Genomic DNA, 21,155 nt, shown 5'->3' on the forward strand with positions numbered 1-21,155 from the left:
GGGTGCGGCCGCCACGCGTCGCATCGCCGCACCCTGGAGGGACGGAGCAAGCAGGGTTGGCTTGCCCCAACGCCATGGCGCTTCCGCGCTTCGCGAGCTACTTCATGCGCACTGTCACGGCGCCGGTGGTGGTGTTGAGGGTGATGAAGCCCTTCTGGAATTCGCTCTCACGGCCACCGGTGACGGCGTACTCATCCCGCACCGGGTACCCCAGCGCTCCCGTCTCCCAGCCCAGGGACTCCCACTTGTCCAGGATGGGGCCGTGCACCTCGTGCGCTCCTGTCGTCGGCGTCCAGTAGATGCTGCCATTCTGGAAGTGGTTGAAGCGGCCCACCCCATCCGGAGTCTTCGTCTCGTCCGTCAGCGGGTAGCCCAGCAGCCCCGCCTCACGGCCCAGTTCCACCCACTTGGTATTGTTCTCACCATTGACCGAGTGCGCTCCTGTCGCCGGCGTGAAGTAGATGCTGCCCCGCTGGAAGTGGTTGTAGCGGCCCACCCCGTCCGACGCCCTCTGCTCACCCGTCAGCGGGTAGCCCAGGGTGCCGCGCTCCCACCCCAGCTCCGCCCACTTCGCGTGGATGGCCCCGTGGACTTCCCAGGCCCCCAGCTGCGGCGTCCAGTAGATGCTGCCACGCTCGAAGTGGTTGTAGCGGCCCACCCCGTCCGGCGTCGTCAGCTCCCCCGTCTTCGGGTAGCCCAGCTCGCTGCGCTCCCAGCCCAGCTGCTCCCACTTCGCCTGGATGGCCCCGTGGACTTCCCAGGCCCCCAGCTGCGGCGTCCAATAGATGCTGCCGCGCTCGAAGTGGTTGTAGCGGCCCACTCCGTCCGGCGTAGTCAGCTCATCCGTCCTCGGATAACCCAGCGCGCTGCGCTCCCAGCCCAGCTGCTCCCACTTGAGCTTGATCTGCCCCATGACGACGCGCGCGCCGAGCGTCGGAGTCCAGTAGATGCTGCCGCGCTCGAAGTGGTTGAAGCGGCCCACCCCGTCCGGCGTGGACAGCTCACCGGCCAGGCACCTGCCCAGCAGCGCCGGGCCGTTCACCGCGTCGTACTTCGCCTTGATGTCCCCCTTGAGCACGCAAGTGGAGCAGTTGTTGCTGGTGATGCTCCTGGAGCCGTAGCTGCCGGGATAGGGCGCGAGCGACACGCCGTTGAGGACGATGTCCTGGCCCACGCCATTGAGCAGTTGCTCGTAGTGGACGTGCGGTCCGCTGCTCGCGCCGGTGCTCCCCGTCAGGCCGATCTGCTGGCCCTGCGCCACCTGGGTGCCGCTCGGCACCGAGAAGGCGGACAGGTGAAAGTAGTACGTCACCCACCCACCGCCGTGGTCGATCTTGATGTAGTTGCCCGCGCCGCCGGCCTCGTAGTGGCGCGTGGCGTAACCCGCCGCCGAGGCGAGCTGGGGCTGGCCGCTGGTGCCACCCCCATTATTGATGAAGTCGAGAGCGCGCCGCACCTCGGCGCTGTGATGGCTGTACGTCCAGGACTGCCCGCAGGGGAAGGGAGCCTGGAAGTTGGGCCGCGCCAACGGCGTGACGAGAGGCGCCTCCTGCGTGGACGCCTCCTGCGTGCCTGCAATCGGTTCCTCAGAACCGCAGCCGGTGCCGCTCAGCAGCAGCGCCAGTGACAGACCTGACAGCCACGTACGTGGATTCAGCCAGCCTTCGACTTTCATGGGGATTTCCATCCTGCGTGGGGGGGCTGCCCGGGGGCGGCAGTCATTGCCCATCCATGAGAGCCCGTGCTCTCCGTCATCCCAATAAAAAATATGACTAGCCGTTTTTCCTGGATGCAGGACCCTTCCGAGCCCTCTCCGCGGCGCAGTCCCAGACGGAGATCTGGAGCGGCGCCGGCCCCTTCACTTGCTTCGTGACGGGCTCCTCGACCGGTGGCGTGGACGTGGATGGTGACGCAATTCGAGGGGGCGACGCACCGCGCCTTTACATCGCCGAACCAAGAGATAGTTTCTTCTGACGCCGAACAAAGTGGTAAACCGGCTGGGGCTGCTCAGGTTCGTCACCACCGCCGCGGGCACCTTCTGCGTCGACAACGTGCACTTCCGTCAGGAGCGCAGGCGCTCACATGCACTCGACACTCTTCAGATTCTGCCTCGTCCTGTGTGCGGTCCTGGCGTGCGAGCCGGCCGACCCGCGACAGCCGCCAGTGACGCCGGGGGCACCGGTGGCGCCAGTGATCGACAGCGCGCTCACCCAGGCGGGTACCGCGGGCGTGACGTTGAGCTACCAGATCACCGCCACCCACTCGCCGACGGCCTACGACGCGAGCAACCTGCCGGCCGGGCTGAACGTGAACCCGACGAGCGGGCTGATCTCGGGTGCGCCGGCCGGGGCGGGCACCACCAGCGCGACGATCAGCGCCACCAACGCCGCCGGCATCGACTCGAAGACGCTGGTCTTCACCATCGCTGAAGCCGGGGCCCCTCCTCCGTCCATCACCAGCCCGCTCACCCAAAGCGGAACGGTGGGCACTGCGTTGAGCTACTTCATCACCGCCAGCAACGCGCCCAGCAGCTACGCCGCCACCGGTCTGCCGCCCGGCCTCGGCGTCAATCCGGCTTCGGGAGAGATCTCTGGCACGCCCACCGCCGCCGGAACCACCCGCGTCATTGTCAGCGCCACCAACGCCGCCGGCACCGACTCGAAGACGCTGGTCTTCACCATCCACCCGCTGGGAACCAACCTCGCCATCGGCAAGGTGTATTCGGCGTCCAACGCCCAGAACACCACCCACACGCCCAACAAGGCGTGCGACGGAGACCTCGGCACTCGCTGGGAGAGCACCCCCACCGATCCCGGCTGGCTCTGGGTCGATCTGCTCCAGAGCTACACGATTTCCACCATCGTCCTGCGCTGGGAGACGGCCTACGGAAAGGACTACAAGCTCCAGCTCTCGAACGACCTGACCAAGTGGACGGACGTGGCCACCGTCACTGGAGGCAGCGGGGGAGTCGCCACGCACGCCGTCTCGGGCACCGGCCGCTACGTGCGCGTGTACGGCACCGCACGCGGCACCTCGGGCGGCTACTCCTTGTGGGAGTTTGAAGTCTATGGAAGCACCGGTCCGAGCACCCCGGCGGTGCCTTCCGGGCTGGTCGCGACCGCCGACAGCCAGAGTCAGCTCACCGTCTCATGGAGCGCGGTGCCGGGCGCGACCGGGTACGACCTGCAGCGTGACGGAGTGACTGTCACCGGCGTCACCTCGCCCTACGTGCACTCCGGCCTGGCGGCCGGTTCCACCCACACCTATGCGGTGCGCGCCACCAACGCCGCTGGCGCCAGCGCCTTCAGCGCGAGCGTGACGGCGACGACGCACGCCACACCTACCGTGCCAGCGGTGCCTTCCGGGCTGGTCGCGACTGCCAACAGCGAGAGCCAGCTCACCGTCTCGTGGAGCGCGGTGCCGGGCGCGACCGGGTACGACCTGCAGCGTGATGGAGTAACTGTCACCGGCGTCACCCCGCCCTACGCGCACTCCGGCCTGGCGGCCGGCTCCACCCACACCTACGCGGTGCGCGCCACCAACGCCGCCGGCGCCAGCGCCTTCAGCGCGACCGTGACGGCGACGACCCTGGTCGCGGGCAGCGGGCCGGTGCCGTTGTTCGACGCCACCACCGTGCTCGAGCCGGCGATGGTCGAGGACACGCCGACCGCCTTGATCACCCGCTTCGGGGACCGGGCGCGCGACCGCCACGCCCGCGAGGCGGAGTTTCACATCTACGACCACTACCTCACGTTCTACTGGGAGCAGCGCACCGCGAAGATCGAGATCGTCGACAAGGTCGCGAAGGGTGGAACCGAGCTCGAGTTCAACATCAACCCCGAATGGCCGCTCGATGCACCGGAGTTCCGGGCCCTCTTCCGCGGCATCACCACCAAGGCCGAGTACTTCTCGAACCTGAGCGCGACCCGGCTCGACCCGCTGCACTACCGCGCCACCATCAGCCACAACCCCAAGGAGAACCGGCCGCTGCGGGTGGGGGATCGCGTCGAAATCGAAGTCAGCCAGTTCCTCCAGGCTCCGACCAACGGCCGCGCGAACTACTACGGCACCACGGTGCTGTACATCGTTGGCTCGGGCGGCATCGTGCCCTGGTACGGCCAGGGGCCGGTGCTGCCGTCGGGCGCACAAGACTCGTTTCCCCTGCCACAGTCGGCGTGGATGGGTGGCCGCGCCACGCTGCCGTACCAGTACTCCAACGAGCCCCTGCACCGGTTCAAGCAGCTCGCAGGACACATGTCGGAGAACAGCGTGCAGCCATTCATGCTCGGCCGCCGCCTGCATCACACCGACTTTGGTGACGGCTCGCACGAAGAGCCCGGCAACCCGGTCTTCACCACGCAGACCGGCAAGCTCGGCCCTGCCTTCGTCGCGCGAAGCTGCGTGGCGTGTCACGTGAACAACGGCCGGGCGCTCCCGCCCGCCGTCGGTGCCCCGATGCTCGGGTCCGTCGTTCGGGTCGGCGGTGACGCGACCGGGGCCTCGCACCCGAACCTCGGCCGCTACCTGCAGCCGCAAGTCACCTCGGGCGTGGCCGAGGGCGGCGCGTACATCAGCGGCTACACCATCACGAACGGCACCTACGGCGACGGCACCCCCTATTCCCTGCGGAAGCCGAGCTACACGTTCACCGGCGTGGTGCCCTCGTTCTACTCGGTGCGGCTGACGCCACAGCTGGTCGGGCTCGGGTTGCTCGAGGCGGTGCGCGAGGACGCGGTGGCCGCGCTCGCCGATCCCGACGATGCGAACGGCGATGGCATCTCTGGCCGCATGCAGTTGGTGATCGACCCGCAGACGGGCGCCCAGCGCCTCGGTCGGCTCGGGTACAAGGCGGGTCAGGCGCGAGTGACTCATCAGCTCGCGAGCGCACTGGTCAACGACATGGGCGTCACGACGTCGATCTTCCCGAACGTCGACCGTGGCGCGTCACAGTCGACCCCTGGGCCGAGCACCGAGCTGTCCGACGCCGACCTGGCCCTGCTGTACCGCTACGTCGCGACGCTCGGTGTCGCCGCGCGCCGCGAGCTCACCGACCCGGAGGCCTTGCAGGGCGAGACGCTGTTCACCTCGGCGGGCTGCGCGCAGTGCCACGCACCGACGATGACCACGAGCGCCCATCACCCCCTCGCCGAGCTGCGGGGGCAGACCATCCACCCGTACACCGACCTGCTGCTGCACGACATGGGCCCCGGCCTGGCCGACAACCTGAGCGAGTGGACCGCATCGGGCGCCGAGTGGCGCACGTCGCCGCTGTGGAGCATCGGGCTCACCGCCGGCGTAAGCGGAGGCGAGGCCTATCTGCACGATGGCCGCGCCCGCAGCTTGAGCGAGGCCATCCTCTGGCATGGCGGCGAGGCCGAGGCCTCGAAGGAGGCGTTCCGCACCATGGCGCACGCGGACCGCGCGGCGCTGCTCGAGTTCCTTCAGTCGCTCTGAACCACGGCCCCGGAAGCTGAAGCACGCCGGCCCCCCTCCGGCGTGCTCCCAACCTATCGCCCCCCCGGGAAGCCAGGGCATACCACCTTGGTGGTACAGCCCCTTCGCGAGCGCTCCGTATCCTCCGCGCCACATCCAGCGGCAAGGCCATCGCGCTCGAGGGGCACCACTCAGACCGCCTCCAGGTGCAGCCTTCACGCGTCGCGTCTCCGCACACCTGGAGGGGGTCACATGAAGCCGCATCGTTTCCGTCCGCTATGGGCCGTGGTCTGCGTCACGTGGTTGGGCTGCGCGGGGGGTGAGCCCGACGCCTTGTCCCCAGAGGGAGCCCAGGGCCCCCAGGTGGGCGGCGGTACCTGGATGGGCGAGCCGCTCAGCGCGGGATGTGAGCCCGGTGATGGGGGCACGCCTGGCGGCGACACGGTGCGGGTGACGGGCCATACGAGGTTCCACACGCTGGTGGGCATCGCCGAGAAGCCCTCGGACATGTCGGCCAACCCGCCCTACCTGCTCATCCCCGACGCCGGGACATTCACCCGCATCGACGGCACGCCCACCGACGGCGGCTACCAGTTCGCTGGCGTGCCCCAGGGCACGTATTACCTGCGCACGGGCTCGAACTACATCCTCACGGACTCACGGCACGTGGAGATCGGCTCGGACAAGATCGGCCGGCCGGACACGGTCCTCTCCGGCGTCGACCTGTCGCCCATGCAGCTCGACCTGTCGAACCTCGCCCCCTGGGTCACCTACGGTGACCCGGTGGTCCAGGGCTCCTGGCTGGAGTTCGTCTCCGGGCAGCTCTCCCTGGCGGGACTGATCTCCTTCAATGAAGAACCCGTGGATGGACAGACGAGCATGTCCGCCACCGAGGCCTGGGCCTGGAACCTGTCCGAGCCCTTCCCCGTCGTCGAGGCGGCCAAGGGGGATTCGCTGTATGTGACTCAGCTCGGCGCGATGGACGCGGGCACGCTGCCGGATGGTGGCGCACTGACCCTCCACACCGTGGTGCGCAGCGTGGAGCTGGCGCCCTTCGACTTCACCCCGGATGGCGTCACGCCCCTGCCGCTCGGCGGGGTGATGCAGCCGGTACCGACCCGGGAGCTGTCCGTCGAGTGGCGCCTCTCCGAGCACCTCGCCGCCGCCGGGCAGATGCACCCTTCCGCGGTTGCCGGGAGGCCCTACTTCTTCGTCGACGGAGCCCCGCACCGGCCCGGAGACGGCTGGCTGTGGTACTCGGGCAGCCTGGTCAACCTCCCGCTTCCCGCGGGTGCCGCGTACACCTTCACGCGGCGCCTGTCCTATGGCGATCCGTTCCCTTCGTCCTGGGCCCGGATAGCCACCGCGGATTATTCAATGGGCTACCGGAACGTGGTGCCGGATGGCTCCGGGCAGACCTTCGCCATGAGCTTCCGGGCCCTGAGGGTCCATGACCGGCTGGACGACCTCGTCGCGGCGCCCATCGTCCCGCGAATCACTCCGCCCCGCGGGCTGACCATCGACGGCCTGGATGCGAACGTGCAGCGGCAGGTCGGCGCCGCCAGTCCCGTCATCGCCTGGCTGCCACCCGACCTGGGCTCGCCCACCGGCTACTGGGTGGGCCTCTATCGCCTCACCCAGAGCTGGGGCTCCTACCGCTCAAACCTCCAGGTCGCCCTCCGCTTGCCCGGCTCGACCACGCAGGTGCGGCTGCCTCCCGGCACGCTCCTGCCGGGCTCCATCTACTTCGTGCTGGTGACGGCCCTGGACATCACCGGCCACGACCCGAAGCACCGCCCGTTCCAGTCACTCAGTGGGCTGCCCCAGGGCTCGGCGCAGGCCGCCAGCTCCCTCTTCACCACGCCCTGATGCGGCGCGGAGGGCACACCGGACCGTTCACCGCGGGGAACGAGCCGTTCAGCTTCACGCGCCTCGCGGCGGGAGCGCCCGGGCCCATTCTTCACCTTGCACAGGAGGAAGCATGGGCATCGGTTTGGGGGCAGTCAGGGGCGCGGTACTCGGGCTTGGCTACACAATCCTCGCCACGCCGGCCTTCGCGTTGGCGTACTTCCGGAGCGCGGCCTGGATGGGCGAGCTGCTTCCCTATGTCGTCGGGTGCTCGGTGTTCGCCGGCACCCTGGTGGGAGCCGCGGTCGTCGTCACCCGTGCCTACAACCAGGGCCAGGTGTGGCGAGCACAGCTTGCGATGCTCTTCAGCTACGTGCTGACCGGTATCGTGTTCTACGGCATGGTGCTGGGCCAGCACGTCACCGAGGCCCTGTGGGCGGCGTTGATGTTCGCGCCCGTCTTCATTCCGTTGGGACTGGCGGCCACCTGGGGTGCCGTCCGGTGGGAACGCGTGGGCCGCCGAGCCTGAAGCCCCCGAACCCGGGCGCGCACGCAGGAGGAAGGGACGCCATGCCCCCAGCGCCTCCAGGGCACCGGGGGCATGGGACACGCACCCTACTGTCCGAGAATGACGCGGAAGACCTTCTCGTTGCTGTTGTCGGGGATGCTGTCCTTGTCGCCCTGGTTGGTGGTGGTCAGCCACAGGTTGCCGTCGAGGGTCGGCTCGACGGTGCGCAGCCGGCCGTAGGTGCCGACGAAGAACTGCTGCACGTTGGTCAGACTGGTGCCGCTGATGACCTCGCGGTAGAGGCGTGAGCCGCGGGCGCAGGCCACGTAGAGGACGTCGCGGACCACCGCGATGCCGGAGCAGGAGCCTTCCGCCGTGGGGTAGGTCTGCTTCGGGGCGATGTACCCGGCCGTCGCGCAGCCCGAGCCGCCCTGGGACACCGTCCCCTCACAGTTCGGCCAGCCGTAGTTCCCGCCCTTCTGGATGAGGTTGGTCTCATCCATCACCGAGTTGCCGAACTCCTGCTCCCACAGACGGCCCTGGGAGTCGAAAGCCAGCCCCTGCGGGTTGCGGTGGCCGTAGCTCCACACGTAGTTGCCGAACGGGTTGTCGGACGGGATGGTGCCGTCGGGGTTGAGCCGCAGCACCTTGCCGGCCAGGTTGTTGAGGTCCTGCGCGTAGGCGCCGTTCTGGGCATCTCCGGTCGCCGCGTAGAGCTTCCCGTCCGGGCCAAAGCGCAGACGCCCGCCGTTGTGGAACTTGTTGCGGCCGATGCCCTGGAGCAGCACCTGGAGCGAGGCGGTGTTGAGGGCGCCATTCTCGTACCGCAGCCGCACGATGCGGTTGTCGGTGGGAGACGTGTGCATCACGTACAGCCAGCGGTCGCTGGAGAAGGTGGGCGAGAGGGCCAGCCCCATCAACCCGCCCTCGCCGTCGGTGCTCTGCACGTTGGGGACGGTGCCCACCGAGGTCTTCTGGCCCGTCGCCGGGTCCAGGCGGACGATGTTCTGCGCGTCCCTGCGGCCGTACAGCACCGCGCCGTCCGGCAGGCTCACCAGGCCCCACGGGATGTCCGTATCGGTGGCGACCTGGGTGACGGAGCAGACTGCGTTCGAGCAGGCCTGGCCGGTGGTGACCGTCACGGCCGAGCTCCGCGCCGACGCATTGCCCTGGGCATCGCGGGCGAGCACGGTGTAGGCGTAGGCCGTGTTCGGGGAGAGGCCGCTGTCCACGAAGGACGTCCCGGGCGGGGCGCCGGACACCGTGCCAATCTTCACCCCTCCTCGGAACACGTCATACGCCGTCACGCCCAGGTTGTCGGTCGACGCGCTCCAGCCCACCGTCACGCTGGTGCCCGAGGCGGTGGCGGTGACGCCGGTCGGCACCGTGGGGGCCTGCGTGTCCACCTGGCACGGCGGCGGAGTGATGGAGAGCGTGGCGCTGCCCTGAGACACGTTGCCCGCCGCGTCCCTCGCATTCACGTACAGGCCCCACGTTGCACCGGGGACCACGGTGAGCGAGGTGGACACCGTGGCGGCGGAGACGGTCTTCATGAGCTGACCGTCATGGTAGACGTCGTAGAAGGCGACGCCTTCGTTGTCCGTGGAAGGAGACCACGAGAGCGTGGCCGAGTTGCACGTCACGTTGGACAGGGTGAGCCCCGTCGGCACGGTGGGGGGCTGGGTGTCGGGTGGCAGCGACCACTGCTGGTTCGTCTGGCCGTTGCAATTCCAGAGGATGACCGGCGAGCTGTTGGCGGTGGCCTGACCGGACACGTCGAGGCACAGCGAGGACGGCGTATGGACCACCGTGCCGTTGGCGTTGCGGACCCACCGCTGGTCCGCCGCCCCGGTGCAGGTGCCGATGACCGCCCGTGCCCCGGCGCCGGCAGCCGCCGGTTGGACGCACCGGGCGCCGTCGAACACGCGCAGCTCGCCCTCGGGCGTGAACAGGAACCGCTGGTTCCCCTGCCCGTGGCAATCGTAGATGTTGACCCCCTGCCCCGGCGTCTGGCTGTTCTGGGCCACGTCGAGGCAGCGGCCAGACTGCACGCCGATGAGCCGGGTGCCCGCGGTCAGCGCGGCGGTCTGCGTCGAGAGCTCGGGGTCGCTCTCCGGCGGCACTGCACAAGCACCGACGGCGGCGGCGAATAGAGCCAGACCGGTGCGGCGAACCAGGACGGGAAGGTGACGGACATTCATGAAGACGCTCCTTGGCGTGCCGCCTCCTTCCCGGGATTCGGGGCACGCCACAAGCAATCTATTTGCATCTGCATCCGAGGTGTTGAACCCCGAGCATCCGGGGCCCCGCGCCCGGGGCACACCGGCGGACGACGTCCTCCGAGCGAGGCGCCTCCAGCGCGCGGAGGACTCCGTCGCGGACCGTCCGGGTGTAGCGCTCCACCTCCATCGAAAAGAGCGAACGCTTATTCCCGAACGCCGCATACAGGCGGGCTCCGCGCAGCGAGCAGCGTTGCGAGGAGCGCTCGGCCGCGAGGACGTCGAGCGCGGGGGGGACTTCCGAGGCACCTGGGACAGCTACTTCTCTGGCCAAGAAATGGCCATTGGAGGGTATGAGGAACCCCCATGAGCGACGAGCGTACGCCTGCCGAGCCCGAAGTGATGGAGCCCACGTTCTGGAGGAAGAACGGCTGGTCGGCCAGGGTCATCAAGAACGAAGAGGACGACGGCTGGGCCGTGGAAATCCGCAAGCAGGGGATTCCCGAGCCCGTGCTCATCAGTCCGTGGGTGATGGGCCGCGACAAGAAGAACCCCAAGCCCTTCGACGGGCCGGCGTTCGCGACCTTCGTGAAAACGGCCTCGGAGGTCCTCGACCGCTCCGCGCGACAGCACGACCAGGCCATGACCAAGAAGCTCTCCATCGCCTGGGAGGGCCGCTGGTACGAGGTCCGGCTCGAGCTCGTGGCCGATGAGTATGATCCCCACGCGCTGCTCTCGGCCATCGACGACGCGGGCGCGACCGTCGCGAAGCATCGCGTGCCCGCGAACTTCAAGTTCAACAGAGACGTCGCCAACGCGTGGGTGCGCAACGGCTTCCCCGAGCCCTGAGCTGGCCGTCCTCAACCCGCACGGGTCTCCGCACCTTGACGGGAGATGTCGCACCCGAGCGCGCATGGGCAGGGGTGAATGAAATCCCCGTGCCCCCGTCATGAAAGGCATGAGGCGAGGGAGCGGCGAGCACCGCCCCTCTGCTGGAACCCCCACAAGGAAAGTCCCATGCTGGCGATTCGGAGTGGCTCCGAGGATGGTCGTGCGCGTGAAAACCGGTCGTCCGCGAAGGGCAAGGGATGGGCGGTGCTCGCGCTGCTGCTCCTGCCGTTGACGGCGGCGGCGGGGCCGGGACCTGCGTACCGCTGGGACGAGTCGCGCAACCGCCCCGGCCCCAACCGCTGCCACGACAGCTCGCAGTGCGATGGCGCGCGCACGTGCAGCCCCGCGGGCTGGTGCCAGGGCGAGGCGCGCCCCACGCCGCCTCCTCCGCCGCCCCCGCATGAGAACCGGGCCCCCCGCGGACCGGACTGGAACCCCGGCCGGGGGGAGTCGCGCGCCCAGCGCAGCACCTTCATCCGCAGCCGGCTGGCGGGGCTCGTCATCGACATCCTGGGCGGCAACCGCTCGCCCGGCGCGGGGCTCGTCGCCTACCCGGCCAAGTCCCACCGCGAGGGCAATGACAACCAGAAGTGGGAGCTGGTGCCCACGCGGGGCGGCTACCTCATCCGCAGCCGACTCAACGGGCTCGTGCTCGACGTGGAGGGCGCCAACAAGGCCCCGAGCACCGCCGTCATCATGTGGGAGGCCCACGGCGGGCCCAACCAGGTGTGGCAGCTCGTGCCCGGCCGGGCCCGCGGCACCTACTACATCCAGAGCCAGCTGAATGGCTTCGTGCTCGACATCGAGGGCGCCAGGGCGGACGGCACGGGGCGGCTCATCACCTACCCCATGAAGAGCGAAGGGGCGAAGAACCAGCTCTGGCAGCTGGACCTCTGACCCAGGGGCCGCGCTTTAGTCCTTGCCCTTCGGGCGGCTCACGGTGAAGGTGAGGATGTTGTGGTCCGAGCCGAGCTGGGGACCGGCCTTGATATTCGAGACCCGGCACCCGTTGGACATCTCCCAGTCGATGCTGCCGTTGCCGTGGGTCTTCGTGCCGCCGTGGGTCTTCATGCCCGCCTGCTGGGCAATCCACGCGGGTGACCACTTCCCCTTGGTCGACGCCGGCTCGTTCCAGTCGCCGCCGATGAGCAGGGCCTGCTCGGGGTGGTTCTTGAGCTGCCGCTTCGCGAAGGCGAGCAGCTTCTCGGAGAGCGACTTGTAGGTGTTCACCCGGTTCGGCGGCCCGACGGGCTTCCCGTCCTTCCAGTCCACCGTGGGCGGCTGGTGGGCCGAGACCACCTTCAGCCAGCCCGCGACCTGGACCGCGACGGCCGCCCGCGGCGGGGCGCGGCCGCCGTTCACGGTGTACCAGCCGCCCTCGCCCTGGATGGACGCGGCCTGTTTGGTGAGCAGGTCGTCCTTGACGAGGATGCCCGACTCGCCGTGGTCCTTGGCCTTGGGGAACGTCACCAGGCGGTAGCCGGGAATGCTCTCCAGGGCCTTGTGATAGCCGTTGATCTCCTGGACCTGGATGAAGTCGAGCTTGTTGCGCCTGGCGAAGGTGCCCAGCTTGTCCTTCACCTCCGCGGGGCTGCGGTCGCGCTCGACGTTGTAGGTCGCGCCCTTGAGCGTCGACGGGGTCTTCTTGTCGCCGCTGCCGCCGGTCGCGCTGGCCTGGGTGGTGGTGGTGCCGCCGGTGCCGCCGGTGCCGCCGGTGGTGGCGGCGGCCTGCTTCAGCGAGCGAGCCATGCGCTCGCCGACGACTCCCTCCGGCTTCCCCGTCCAGCCGTGGTCACGCTTGAAGTCGACCACCGCCTTGGCGGTGCGGGCGTCGAAGCGTTTGTCCGCGGCACCCTTGAGGTAGCCGAGCGACTCCAGCCGCTCTTCGACCTTCTTGACGCGGTTGCCAGTAGAGCCGACGTGGAGGCGGGGGCGGTGGGAGTTGGTTCGCATGATTTTCCCAATTCTCGTTCGCCGAGAGCGAGAGTTGCTTGGATTCGCGTCGGCGCGGCCGGAATTTGACGCGCCGCACAATGCTGCCCCCTGCCCTGCTCGCCCGATTCGCGCAATACCTCTCCAGGGTGAGGGACAGATTTTCAGTCCGGGCATATGAATGTGTCGAACCCACACGCGACCCTGCGAGGGTTGCCTGATCATGGAGGGCGGATGTCCAGTCCGATGAATTTCAACACCCATGAACTCATGCTCAGGGACAGGGTCATCGCTGCGCTCAACAGCTCGCTGTCCTTCCCCAAGGTCCTCGAAGCAGCGAGAGAGCCTCTCCTCGAGCTCGCCCAGGCCGACGCCGCGGCCCTGTGCCTGATGCGCATCACGCCTTCGCTCGACTTCCAGTGGCTCGTCCCGGGCCCGCCCATTCCCCTGCTGGATGCGTATGCCGGCGTGTCCGAACATGACTTCGTGCGGGGCCCCATCTTCGCCCGGCCCAACGCGGTCATCCGCGATCAGGAGATGCTCTCCCGCGAGGAGTACGAACACAGCATCCTCTACCAACACAGCCGGGAGCTGGGGATGGGACTGGAGCACGTCATGGCCGTCCTGCTCCCCATCCGTCCGGATTTGTTCGGCGCCTTCGCGCTCTACCGGACCCGCAGTCGCGCCTTCACCACCCACTGCGCCACCGTCGTCTCCAGCCTCAACGAGCACCTGATGAACTCGGTGCGCAACTGCAGCGAAGTCCAGACCCTCACCACCGGCGCCCGTCTCCTCGAGGAGCTCTACAGCCACCCCGACACCGGCTTCCTCATCGTGGAGCCGCCCTCGCGCGTGGTGCTGCGCTCACGGCGCGCCGCCAGCCTCCTGGAGAAGTGGTTCACCCCCTCCGACTTCGACGCCTCCGGAATCCCCGAGCTCCTCCGGACGCAGTTGAACGCCCTGGTCCACATGGACGCGGACTCGCGGCTCGCGAAGAACGTCTGGGTCTCCCTCCACTTCGATGCCTACCGCGTGGTCCGGTTCGTCGAACTGCCCGCCCACGAGGGCCCCCGGCAATGGGCGCTCGTGATGAACGAGATTCCCATGTCCATCCCGCTCCCCGTGGAGATGCGGAGCAAGCTCACGCCTCGCGAGGCAGACATCGCAAGGCACCTGCTTCGCAACCAGTCCAACGAACAGATCGCCGATGCGCTCGCGCTCTCCTTCCATACCGTGAAGACCCACGTGCGAAATCTCTTCAAGAAGCTGGGGGTCGACGACCGCGCCGACTTCCTCTATCAGGCCGCCCGCCTCAACAAGCCCGTCTGAGGGCGCACCTGCGCGCCCGCGTCCGGTAGGGATTGCTGAGAGAGACAGCATGGGAAGACGCCTCCCGCGGAACAGGGCTCGAACGGGAGGCTCTCTCACCTTGCGTGCGGCTGTCTCTACCTCGCGAGAGGGAGGTGGGTGGGGCCGCCCTCGCGGAAGATGGCCGGGTAGAGGCTCCGGGTGGCCCGGGCCGAGAAGAGGATCGCCGCCTGGTCCTCGGGGTCCGTCAGCCGCCCGAGAATCCTCGCCATCTCCGCCACATGGTCCCCGTCCAGCGCCCCATGGCTGCGCAGGAACGTCACCGACTTGTGGATGTTGGGAATGGCGCCCACCGCCTGCAGCCGCTCCGCGGCCACACCCGCGCGCGTCTGGGACAGGTACTCCAGCACGTACGCGGTCCCCAGGACCGCCGTCGGCACGCCGGAGCGCGACGTGAAGAAGTTCCACCCGACATAGGCATCCACCGCGGGGCGCCGCGCCGCCGCCTCCACCTGCGCCTCCGGGCAGCCCAGGTTCTCCAGGTCGGAGAGCAGCCACTTCTCGTGCCCCCGCTCCTCACCCGCCTTCTGGCACAACAGCTCCGCCAGCTCCGGGTGCCGGCCCAGCCGCTTCAGCCGCTCCCCCGCCTCGCCGAGGATGGGCGTGCTCCAGCGGGCATAGTGATACGTCTGGATGAGGTAGTGGATGTAGCCCGCCCTGTCGATGGTGCCATCGAAGACGCGTCCGGCGTCGGGGTGCGCATCCACCGCCGCCACCAGCGCTCGCGCCTCCTCGTCCAGTACCGCCACCCAGTGAGTCCCCGTCTGATTCTCCGTCTGTGTTTGCACGTACGTCTCCCGTCCGGGTGCGTTGGGCTCCCGGCTGCTGCTTGTTGAAGGTGAGGAAGGAAGGAACCGCCCCGGCCTAGGCGGCGGGGCTCAGGCCGTCTTCCAGCGCGCGGAAGCACGCCAGGGTGTCCGCCGGAATCTCATCGAGCGCGATGATGAGCGGCAGCGTGAACCAGTGAAAGTACGTGTCATGGAGGGGCTGCGCGATGAAGCGCGCTCCCAGCCTCCTGGCGAAGAGCGCCGGGGCCGAGGGCAGCCGCAGCCCGTCCAGCACTCCCTGCTCCGCCCTCGCCCGCTCCTCCGGCGTGTAGAAGGGGCTGCGGGGATGCGCCAGGACCTGTCCCGGGTCCGGCACGTCCACCCGCCAGCGCGGGCTCAGCAAACCCCGGCTGGCCGCCACCTTCCACGCCAGCAGCGCGTCCTCGCGCGAGTCCGTCTCCAGGTTCGCGGACGCTATCCAGTGCGTCACCCCGCGCCGCCTGCTCTCCGCGTACATGCCCGCCTGCAGCCACATCGCGGCCGGCGAGTGGCGCCACGATTCCAGTACGCACAGGCGCGAGGGCTCGGCGACAACCATCCCCGGCTGGAGCACGCCCGAGAGGTCCACCCGCTGCTCCAGGTCGACGCCCAGCGTCCCACCCAGGCTCGCCGCCACGTCCGGGTTGGGCAACAACAGCCGCAGCGTCGCCACCGGCTCGGCGTTGGCATAGACGAGCACGTGCACCGTGGTGGCGAGCGTGTCGAAACAGGTCACCTCCCGTCGCGACGGCGTCGTCCGTTCATCCACCAGGCCCAGCTCTCCGCCGAAGACTGCCCAGCGAATGCGAGCCGCGTCATCGAGTTCCCGCTGGGTGGTGGCAACACGCCAGCACCAGTGCCTGCACGTCATGGGTGTTCTCCCGGTAGCGAAGCGGGGCCGGTGTCTCACCGCCCTCGCACGTACTTTCGTCGCCGGTGAACCGAGTTCGAGCCCGGCGCCAATTTCGCTGCGCGGGCGAACATCCATGAGACCCGCGGGGCGCGGGAGCGCCGCCTGGGCGGGTGAGAGGCCGGGCCTTCATGCAGGGCATGCCGCGAAGATGGGCCCAGGCCTGGCGCCCCTCTTCGCGGCAGGTGAGCTACACGTAGCGCACCTGGTTGCGCAGGCGGCTGACCTCATTGCGGAGCTGGTCGCGGACGTCCGCCACCGTGCCCGAGTACTCGAAGACCGGCGCCTTGCGGTCGGTGGTGGTCGCCGAGAAGCCGCCACCGAACGAGGTCAGTCCCCTGCCAAAACCCTTGGAGAACTCGGTGACGTCGGTCTCGTACGGCGTGAGGGACGCCTCGAGCTCCGTGACCTTGGCGAGCTGGTTGAAGGCCGTCCCGAACTGACCGCGGAGGAGGGACTGGAGACCGCCCGAGCCGAAGACCTCGTCGACGCCACCGGTGAACTCGAGCTTCGCCTCGGCCTGGCCGCCGAGCCCGCCCACGAAGGGCAGCTTGCCTTGCGCCTTCACGTCCGCCGTGAGCGACACGGAGACTTCGCCGGTGCGCACGGCCGTCTTCGCGATCTCCTTCGCGACCCCGTCCGGGTCCTTCAGCACGTCGCTGACGCTGAGGCCCTCGGGGAGCTCGAAGCTCTCCTCCACCTGCAGCTTCACGTCCCCGCTGAGCTCGCCCTTGACGCCCGGGAGCGAGCCGGCCGTCTCAGCGGAGATGCTCGTGTACTGGTTGAGCACCAGCTTCGGAGCCCCGTCGCCGAACTCGAGGCGCACGTTCGCGCCGAGCTCCTGTGACGTGCCCGCCCCGAGCGAGGCGCGCCCGGCGCCGCTCAGCTTGCCGACGAGGTTGGAGGACGTGTTCGGGTTGAGCTCGAGCGCGGAGACGTTGTCGAGCAGCGCGCCGTAGTCCGGCGTCGCGCCATCGAGGGCCCCCTTGATGCCGCCGTCGAGCAATCCGGAGACGCCGCCGGCGACAGGCCCCAGGAACGTCCGGGCCGCGTCAGCCGCTTCTTCAGCGCTGTCGAAGGTGAACTCGACCGTGGCGCTGGAGTTCGAGAACCTGTCGCCGGAGAGCTTCCCGCCCTTCTTCTCGAGGCTCGCCATCAGGCCCGCCCCCGCTTCGCCTTCCACCGCGAGCGTGTACGAGCCGTCCTCGTTCTTCGTGATGGTCTGCGAGCCCTCGAGCCGGCCGCCGATGCCGTACACCGAGCCGTCGATGCTCGCCTTGAGCTGGTAGCTGTCCTTCGGGCCGAGGTCCTTGATCTGGTCCTCAATCGCGAGGAAGTCGACCTGGTCCTTCACGGTGTTGATCACCTTGCGGCCGACGTCCTTGGCGAAATCGATACCGCGCTCCGCGGCCTGGGCAATCTCGTCTCGCGCGGAGAAGGGGTTGAGGGAGAAGGGAAGCGACGGCGGGGAGTCGATGAAGCCGCTGATGCCGTCGTAGGCCTCGGTGGCCTCGGTCGTCACCGTCTCGACCACCTCTTCGCCCGTGTCGACGACGGTGTCGACCGTCTCGGTCACCGCATCCTTCGTGGCGTTGTAGGCGCTGGTGACAGGGTTGTTCTTGAGCAGTGAGCCGATTCCCATGTGCGTCCCCCGTGGTGGGTTTTCATGGGATACGCACATGTGGAAATTCGGGTTACATCGCCCGACCACGCCCACCACGCCCAGGGGCCCTGAGCGCGCTCACTCCGTCTGGAGCAGCCCCGCCCGCGCGAGCGCGACGAGCCGCTCGCGCGTCGTCTGCCAGGAGCGCGTCAGGAAGGGCGACACCTCGCCCACGGGGCTCGAGGCCTCGAGCAGCGGGAAGCTGGAGGCGGGCACGCGCTTCGTCCACCTCCCGTCCTCCGCCGGAACCCGCGTCGTCTTGCCGGCGAACGCCTGCCGCCCGATGCGGACCCGCCCATCCGGGAACCGGGCCTCGAGGTCGACGACGACGTGCGAGAGCGCGCTCCAGGGCAGCGGGCGCCGCAGCCGGTGCGCCCACTCCACCAGCACGGCCAGGCCGCGCAGGACGTCGTGGAAGTAGAAGCGCGGGAAGGTCAGGAGCGGCCACGCGGTCGCGCTCTCCCGCTCCTCCGCGTTGTGCACCGTGTCCGAGCCCCGGACGAGCGCACGCCCGACGAGGAAGCCCGCGGCGCGGTCCATGAACGCCACGTCCTCGGGGCGCGTGCGCACGGCCGTCAGGGCCAGCATCGCCTCCAGCGGCGCCACGGTGCCGACCATGGAGCTGGGGACCTCGCCCTGGACGAGGTACGCCTCCGGGTCGCAGCTCAGCCCGCCATCGGCCATCTGGTAGCGCGCGAACCAGTCGCGGACCCAGGGCAGGCGGGTGTCCACGTCGACGCCGCAGGCGAGCAGCACCGGCACGATGCACCCCAGGGCACAGTGGCAGAGCGAATCGGTGACGGGGTCCACCCCGGCGGGCGTGTCCTCGGGGTGGATGGGGAAGATCTTCAGCGGCATGCGGGAGAGCGCGGCGACGAGCGCCTCGACGGCCGCAGGAGGAATCCGCTCCGACGCGCCCCGCTCGTGCAGGAGCAGCAGGTGCCACCACGGCGTGTCCCACTTCGGCCAGTAGGGGTCCTCCGCGAGGCTGGCGAGCGCCGCCTCCGAGCCCAGGTACGCGAGGGAGTGCTCCACCTCCCGCGCCGCGCCGTCGTCATGCGCGAGCGCGGGTCCCTCGTGGCTCTCGAAACGTCGAATGGCGGATGCAAGGTCCATGGCCAGCTCCTCTATGGAAAGTGACAGCTACGGGCGTTGCGCCGGGCGGGACGCCGGCCCCGCGGCGGCGGGCTTCACCGGCTCCTCGAGGAGCTGCAGCGCGCGCTCCAGCACCTCATCCCTGCCCGCGCGCAGGCCCGCGAGCGTCGGGCGCACGGCCACATGGGGCGTGAGCCCCCTGCGCTGGAGCTGGCTCCCATCTGCGTGACGGGCGTCCATCCCCGTGAAGCTCATCCAGATGCCGCCGGGCAGCACGGTGTACGTCATGTTGCCATTCGCTCCGGCGGTGGGACTGCCGACGAAGGTCGTCCCACAGGTGGCCTCCAGCATCAACCCCACGTGCTCGGCCTGGCTCATGGCACGCTCATCGATGAGTGTCACGGTGCGGCCGCGGTACACCGGCACATCCGCGGTGGGAAGGTCCTGCATCAACACCGCACGGCCGTTCACCAGCGTCGAGCCCGCGACGAGGGGGACCTCGAAGCGGGCCCAGGTCTTCGCGCCCTTCACGTTGAGGTACGGCGCCAGCAGGCTTCCCGTCCCCTGCGGGTAGCCCCGCAGGTCAAACACCAGGGCTCGGGTCCCCTGGACCTTCTTCATGACCTCCGCCACCTCGCCGGGCTCGAGCTGCGCGAGATTCACATAGCTGATGCCGTCCTTCAGCAGCTTGAAGGGCTCGTGCGGGCGTCCCTTCGGGGCCACATAGGAAGCCCGCTTCAGCTTCACCTCGCGCGCCCCCTTCTCGCCGCGCACCGTGAAGGTCACCTCGGTGTCCTGGGGGCCCGCGAGCGCCTGGTAGATGTGGACGAAGCGGGTCGCCGCCTCCGTGGAGCCCTGGTGGATGAGGTCGAAGCGTTGGAGCCGCTCCTCGATGGGCTCGCCGTCCACCTTCTCGATGACATCCCCCACGACGAGCCCCTGCGCGAGCTGCGGATCGAAGAGCTCGGCGACGGCCGTCTTCCCCTCGAAGTCTCGCGCTTCGAAGGGAGCCCAGGCACGGCCCCAGATCTCCGTGTACGCGGGGTGACCGCTGAGGGAGACATGGCCGTCGCGCAGCTCCCTGGCGGCCTTCGCGACCTCGACCGCATACGCCTTCGCGTCCGTGGCGGCCTCGAAGCGCGCCAGCAACATGGGGAGCTGCTGGCTCCAGTCCACATCCATCAGGTGGGTATAGGGAAAGAAGCGCTCCACCACGTTCCACAGCCGCACGGCCGCCAGCAGGCGCATTTCGCGCGAGGGGTACGGGGCCTCCTTGTATGCGTTGTCCGGGCGCCACTGGATTTCGGGCTGGACGGTGGCCGTGGCGGCCCTGGGTTTGGACTTCTGACGGGCCAGGACCAGCGCCCGGGCGAAGGCCGCGTCGGGGGCCTTCAGGTCGGCTCGTGCCGGGAGCTCCTCATCGAGCCCCAGAGGCAGCACCGTCTCGCTCGTTCGGACGGTGGCGGTGAGCTTCTCGCCCAGCGGTACGTCCTGGGTGTCCACGCTCAACGCGTCCGTCACCGGCCCCTCGCCCACGAAGAGCGCGCGACCGGCGGCGCGCAGCGCCAGGAGCTTCGGAGAGACCAGGCTGTGATCGTCCAGCAGGAAGACGACCCGCGCGGGCTTCTTCCCGAGGAAACCCTTCACGACCGAGCTGGCATCCTGGGTGAAGGCCGTGGTGTAGGGGGTGTCCATGCCGGTCTGGGCCTTGTAGCCCCCGTGAAGCGAGTACCTCAGCCCCGGGACGGCCAGGTCTCCTTCGAAGAACAGGGGGAGGATCTGGTCCATCGCGCTGGAGACGCTCCAGACTTCCTCCGGGTCGAAGCCGCGCAGACGCAGGTCCACGATGGCGGCGCGCGCCTTGGCGACGGGCTCCCGGAGCTGGGGGCCCAGGCCCCAGAACTCCTGGAGGCCCTCGGCGGACGTGAGGTTGCGCAGGTCCAGCACCACCACGTCCTTCTCCATGCCAATCACCGGCCGCAGCGTCGGCGGAGCCAGCGTGGCGGGCGGCTGCACGCGCTTCACCTTGGTGGCGGGGTCCCCGAGCGCGTCGAGCATCGACTGCACGGCCGCCGCGTACTCGTCGGTGCTCCTGGCGGCCTCCACCTTCGGCACGGCGTTCATGAACGCCGCGTCCCAATCGATGCGCCGTGAAAGCATCCACGGGTGGCGGTAGCGCACCTGCCCCCAGAGGTCCCCCAGCGCCGCCAGCCGCTGGAGCCGCGTGCGCTCCCGCTCCTCCGGCTGCGTCTGTGGTGCCGCTGCCCCCGAGACAGCGAGAAGGACCAGACACACTCCCAGCCTCAAACCCATGCCATGGGACCGCATCGTTCGTGCTCCCTCCTTGCGCCGCGCGATGTCAGCGCACGCCGACTCTATTCGAGAAACCGTGTTACATCTGGACGGCAGGCGCTGAAAAGCCACGCGCCACCTGTCCGGGGCGAACCGAGGCATTCTTCCTCCGCCCCGCATGCCGGGCGAG

The 21,155-nt window shown here is 69.1% G+C and carries 14 protein-coding genes; 6 read left to right on the plus strand and 8 right to left on the minus strand.

All coding sequences use genetic code 11. The annotated features are described in order from the left end of the window. Nucleotides 1-97: 97 nt before the first annotated feature. Nucleotides 98-1,675, minus strand: a complete 1,578-nt coding sequence (locus ACX9TP_RS26465) for a peptidoglycan DD-metalloendopeptidase family protein (protein ID WP_482973395.1) — start codon at nucleotides 1,673-1,675, stop codon at nucleotides 98-100. Nucleotides 1,676-2,082: 407 nt separating this feature from the next. Here ACX9TP_RS26465 and ACX9TP_RS26470 point away from each other — a divergent pair, with 407 nt between their 5' ends. The 3 genes from ACX9TP_RS26470 to ACX9TP_RS26480 all read left to right on the plus strand — a co-directional run bounded on the left by ACX9TP_RS26470 (nucleotide 2,083) and on the right by ACX9TP_RS26480 (nucleotide 7,810). Next, nucleotides 2,083-5,454 carry a di-heme oxidoredictase family protein gene (locus ACX9TP_RS26470; RefSeq protein ID WP_482973396.1) on the plus strand — a complete coding sequence of 1,124 codons (3,372 nt, stop codon included), beginning with the start codon at nucleotides 2,083-2,085 and terminating at the stop codon, nucleotides 5,452-5,454. Between the two features lie 231 nt (nucleotides 5,455-5,685). Continuing rightward, nucleotides 5,686-7,302, plus strand: coding sequence for a hypothetical protein (locus ACX9TP_RS26475; RefSeq protein WP_482973397.1), 1,617 nt, complete (start codon nucleotides 5,686-5,688; stop codon nucleotides 7,300-7,302). Between the two features lie 112 nt (nucleotides 7,303-7,414). Further along, nucleotides 7,415-7,810: a hypothetical protein gene (locus ACX9TP_RS26480; protein ID WP_482973398.1), complete on the plus strand. Its 396-nt coding sequence runs from the start codon at nucleotides 7,415-7,417 to the stop codon at nucleotides 7,808-7,810. A gap of 86 nt (nucleotides 7,811-7,896) precedes the next feature. On the opposite strand, the gene ACX9TP_RS26485 is transcribed toward ACX9TP_RS26480, so the two are convergent. Further along, nucleotides 7,897-9,990, minus strand: coding sequence for a PQQ-dependent sugar dehydrogenase (locus ACX9TP_RS26485; protein WP_482973399.1), 2,094 nt, complete (start codon nucleotides 9,988-9,990; stop codon nucleotides 7,897-7,899). Nucleotides 9,991-10,374: 384 nt separating this feature from the next. Between ACX9TP_RS26485 and ACX9TP_RS26490 the strand changes: the two genes are divergently transcribed. Together ACX9TP_RS26490 and ACX9TP_RS26495 are read left to right on the plus strand one after the other, a co-directional pair. After that, a complete protein-coding gene (locus ACX9TP_RS26490; RefSeq protein WP_482973400.1) occupies nucleotides 10,375-10,857 on the plus strand; it encodes a hypothetical protein in 483 nt (160 codons plus the stop codon). A gap of 168 nt (nucleotides 10,858-11,025) precedes the next feature. After that, a complete protein-coding gene (locus ACX9TP_RS26495) occupies nucleotides 11,026-11,796 on the plus strand; it encodes an RICIN domain-containing protein (RefSeq protein ID WP_482973401.1) in 771 nt (256 codons plus the stop codon). A 15-nt stretch (nucleotides 11,797-11,811) separates the two neighbouring features. Here the strand turns inward: ACX9TP_RS26495 and ACX9TP_RS26500 are convergent, their stop codons facing one another. Beyond that, entirely contained in the window at nucleotides 11,812-12,852 is a 1,041-nt protein-coding gene (locus ACX9TP_RS26500) for a peptidoglycan-binding domain-containing protein (protein ID WP_482973402.1), read from the minus strand. 213 nt (nucleotides 12,853-13,065) lie between these two features. Between ACX9TP_RS26500 and ACX9TP_RS26505 the strand changes: the two genes are divergently transcribed. Continuing rightward, entirely contained in the window at nucleotides 13,066-14,160 is a 1,095-nt protein-coding gene (locus ACX9TP_RS26505) for a helix-turn-helix transcriptional regulator (protein ID WP_482973403.1), read from the plus strand. A 116-nt stretch (nucleotides 14,161-14,276) separates the two neighbouring features. Here the strand turns inward: ACX9TP_RS26505 and ACX9TP_RS26510 are convergent, their stop codons facing one another. From ACX9TP_RS26510 to ACX9TP_RS26530, 5 genes are all read right to left on the minus strand, one after another. Then, entirely contained in the window at nucleotides 14,277-14,987 is a 711-nt protein-coding gene (locus tag ACX9TP_RS26510; protein WP_482973404.1) for an iron-containing redox enzyme family protein, read from the minus strand. Nucleotides 14,988-15,063: 76 nt separating this feature from the next. Then, nucleotides 15,064-15,876, minus strand: a complete 813-nt coding sequence (locus ACX9TP_RS26515; RefSeq protein WP_482973405.1) for a GNAT family N-acyltransferase — start codon at nucleotides 15,874-15,876, stop codon at nucleotides 15,064-15,066. 229 nt (nucleotides 15,877-16,105) lie between these two features. Further along, a complete protein-coding gene (locus ACX9TP_RS26520; RefSeq protein ID WP_482973406.1) occupies nucleotides 16,106-17,557 on the minus strand; it encodes a hypothetical protein in 1,452 nt (483 codons plus the stop codon). Nucleotides 17,558-17,656: 99 nt separating this feature from the next. After that, nucleotides 17,657-18,694, minus strand: a complete 1,038-nt coding sequence (locus tag ACX9TP_RS26525) for a hypothetical protein (RefSeq protein WP_482973407.1) — start codon at nucleotides 18,692-18,694, stop codon at nucleotides 17,657-17,659. A 27-nt stretch (nucleotides 18,695-18,721) separates the two neighbouring features. Further along, nucleotides 18,722-20,968 carry a S41 family peptidase gene (locus ACX9TP_RS26530; protein ID WP_482973408.1) on the minus strand — a complete coding sequence of 749 codons (2,247 nt, stop codon included), beginning with the start codon at nucleotides 20,966-20,968 and terminating at the stop codon, nucleotides 18,722-18,724. Nucleotides 20,969-21,155 lie beyond the last annotated feature (187 nt).

Source organism: Pyxidicoccus sp. M15, assembly GCF_056858435.1.

Bases quoted from the DNA above. Each gene is read 5' to 3' on its own strand.
- ACX9TP_RS26465 (WP_482973395.1), bottom strand. From the start codon at position 1,675: ATGAAAGTCGAAGGCTGGCTGAATCCACGTACGTGGCTGTCAGGTCTG.
- ACX9TP_RS26470 (WP_482973396.1), top strand. From the start codon at position 2,083: ATGCACTCGACACTCTTCAGATTCTGCCTCGTCCTGTGTGCGGTCCTG.
- ACX9TP_RS26475 (WP_482973397.1), top strand. From the start codon at position 5,686: ATGAAGCCGCATCGTTTCCGTCCGCTATGGGCCGTGGTCTGCGTCACG.
- ACX9TP_RS26480 (WP_482973398.1), top strand. From the start codon at position 7,415: ATGGGCATCGGTTTGGGGGCAGTCAGGGGCGCGGTACTCGGGCTTGGC.
- ACX9TP_RS26485 (WP_482973399.1), bottom strand. From the start codon at position 9,990: ATGAATGTCCGTCACCTTCCCGTCCTGGTTCGCCGCACCGGTCTGGCT.
- ACX9TP_RS26490 (WP_482973400.1), top strand. From the start codon at position 10,375: ATGAGCGACGAGCGTACGCCTGCCGAGCCCGAAGTGATGGAGCCCACG.
- ACX9TP_RS26495 (WP_482973401.1), top strand. From the start codon at position 11,026: ATGCTGGCGATTCGGAGTGGCTCCGAGGATGGTCGTGCGCGTGAAAAC.
- ACX9TP_RS26500 (WP_482973402.1), bottom strand. From the start codon at position 12,852: ATGCGAACCAACTCCCACCGCCCCCGCCTCCACGTCGGCTCTACTGGC.
- ACX9TP_RS26505 (WP_482973403.1), top strand. From the start codon at position 13,066: ATGTCCAGTCCGATGAATTTCAACACCCATGAACTCATGCTCAGGGAC.
- ACX9TP_RS26515 (WP_482973405.1), bottom strand. From the start codon at position 15,876: ATGACGTGCAGGCACTGGTGCTGGCGTGTTGCCACCACCCAGCGGGAA.
- ACX9TP_RS26520 (WP_482973406.1), bottom strand. From the start codon at position 17,557: ATGGGAATCGGCTCACTGCTCAAGAACAACCCTGTCACCAGCGCCTAC.
- ACX9TP_RS26525 (WP_482973407.1), bottom strand. From the start codon at position 18,694: ATGGACCTTGCATCCGCCATTCGACGTTTCGAGAGCCACGAGGGACCC.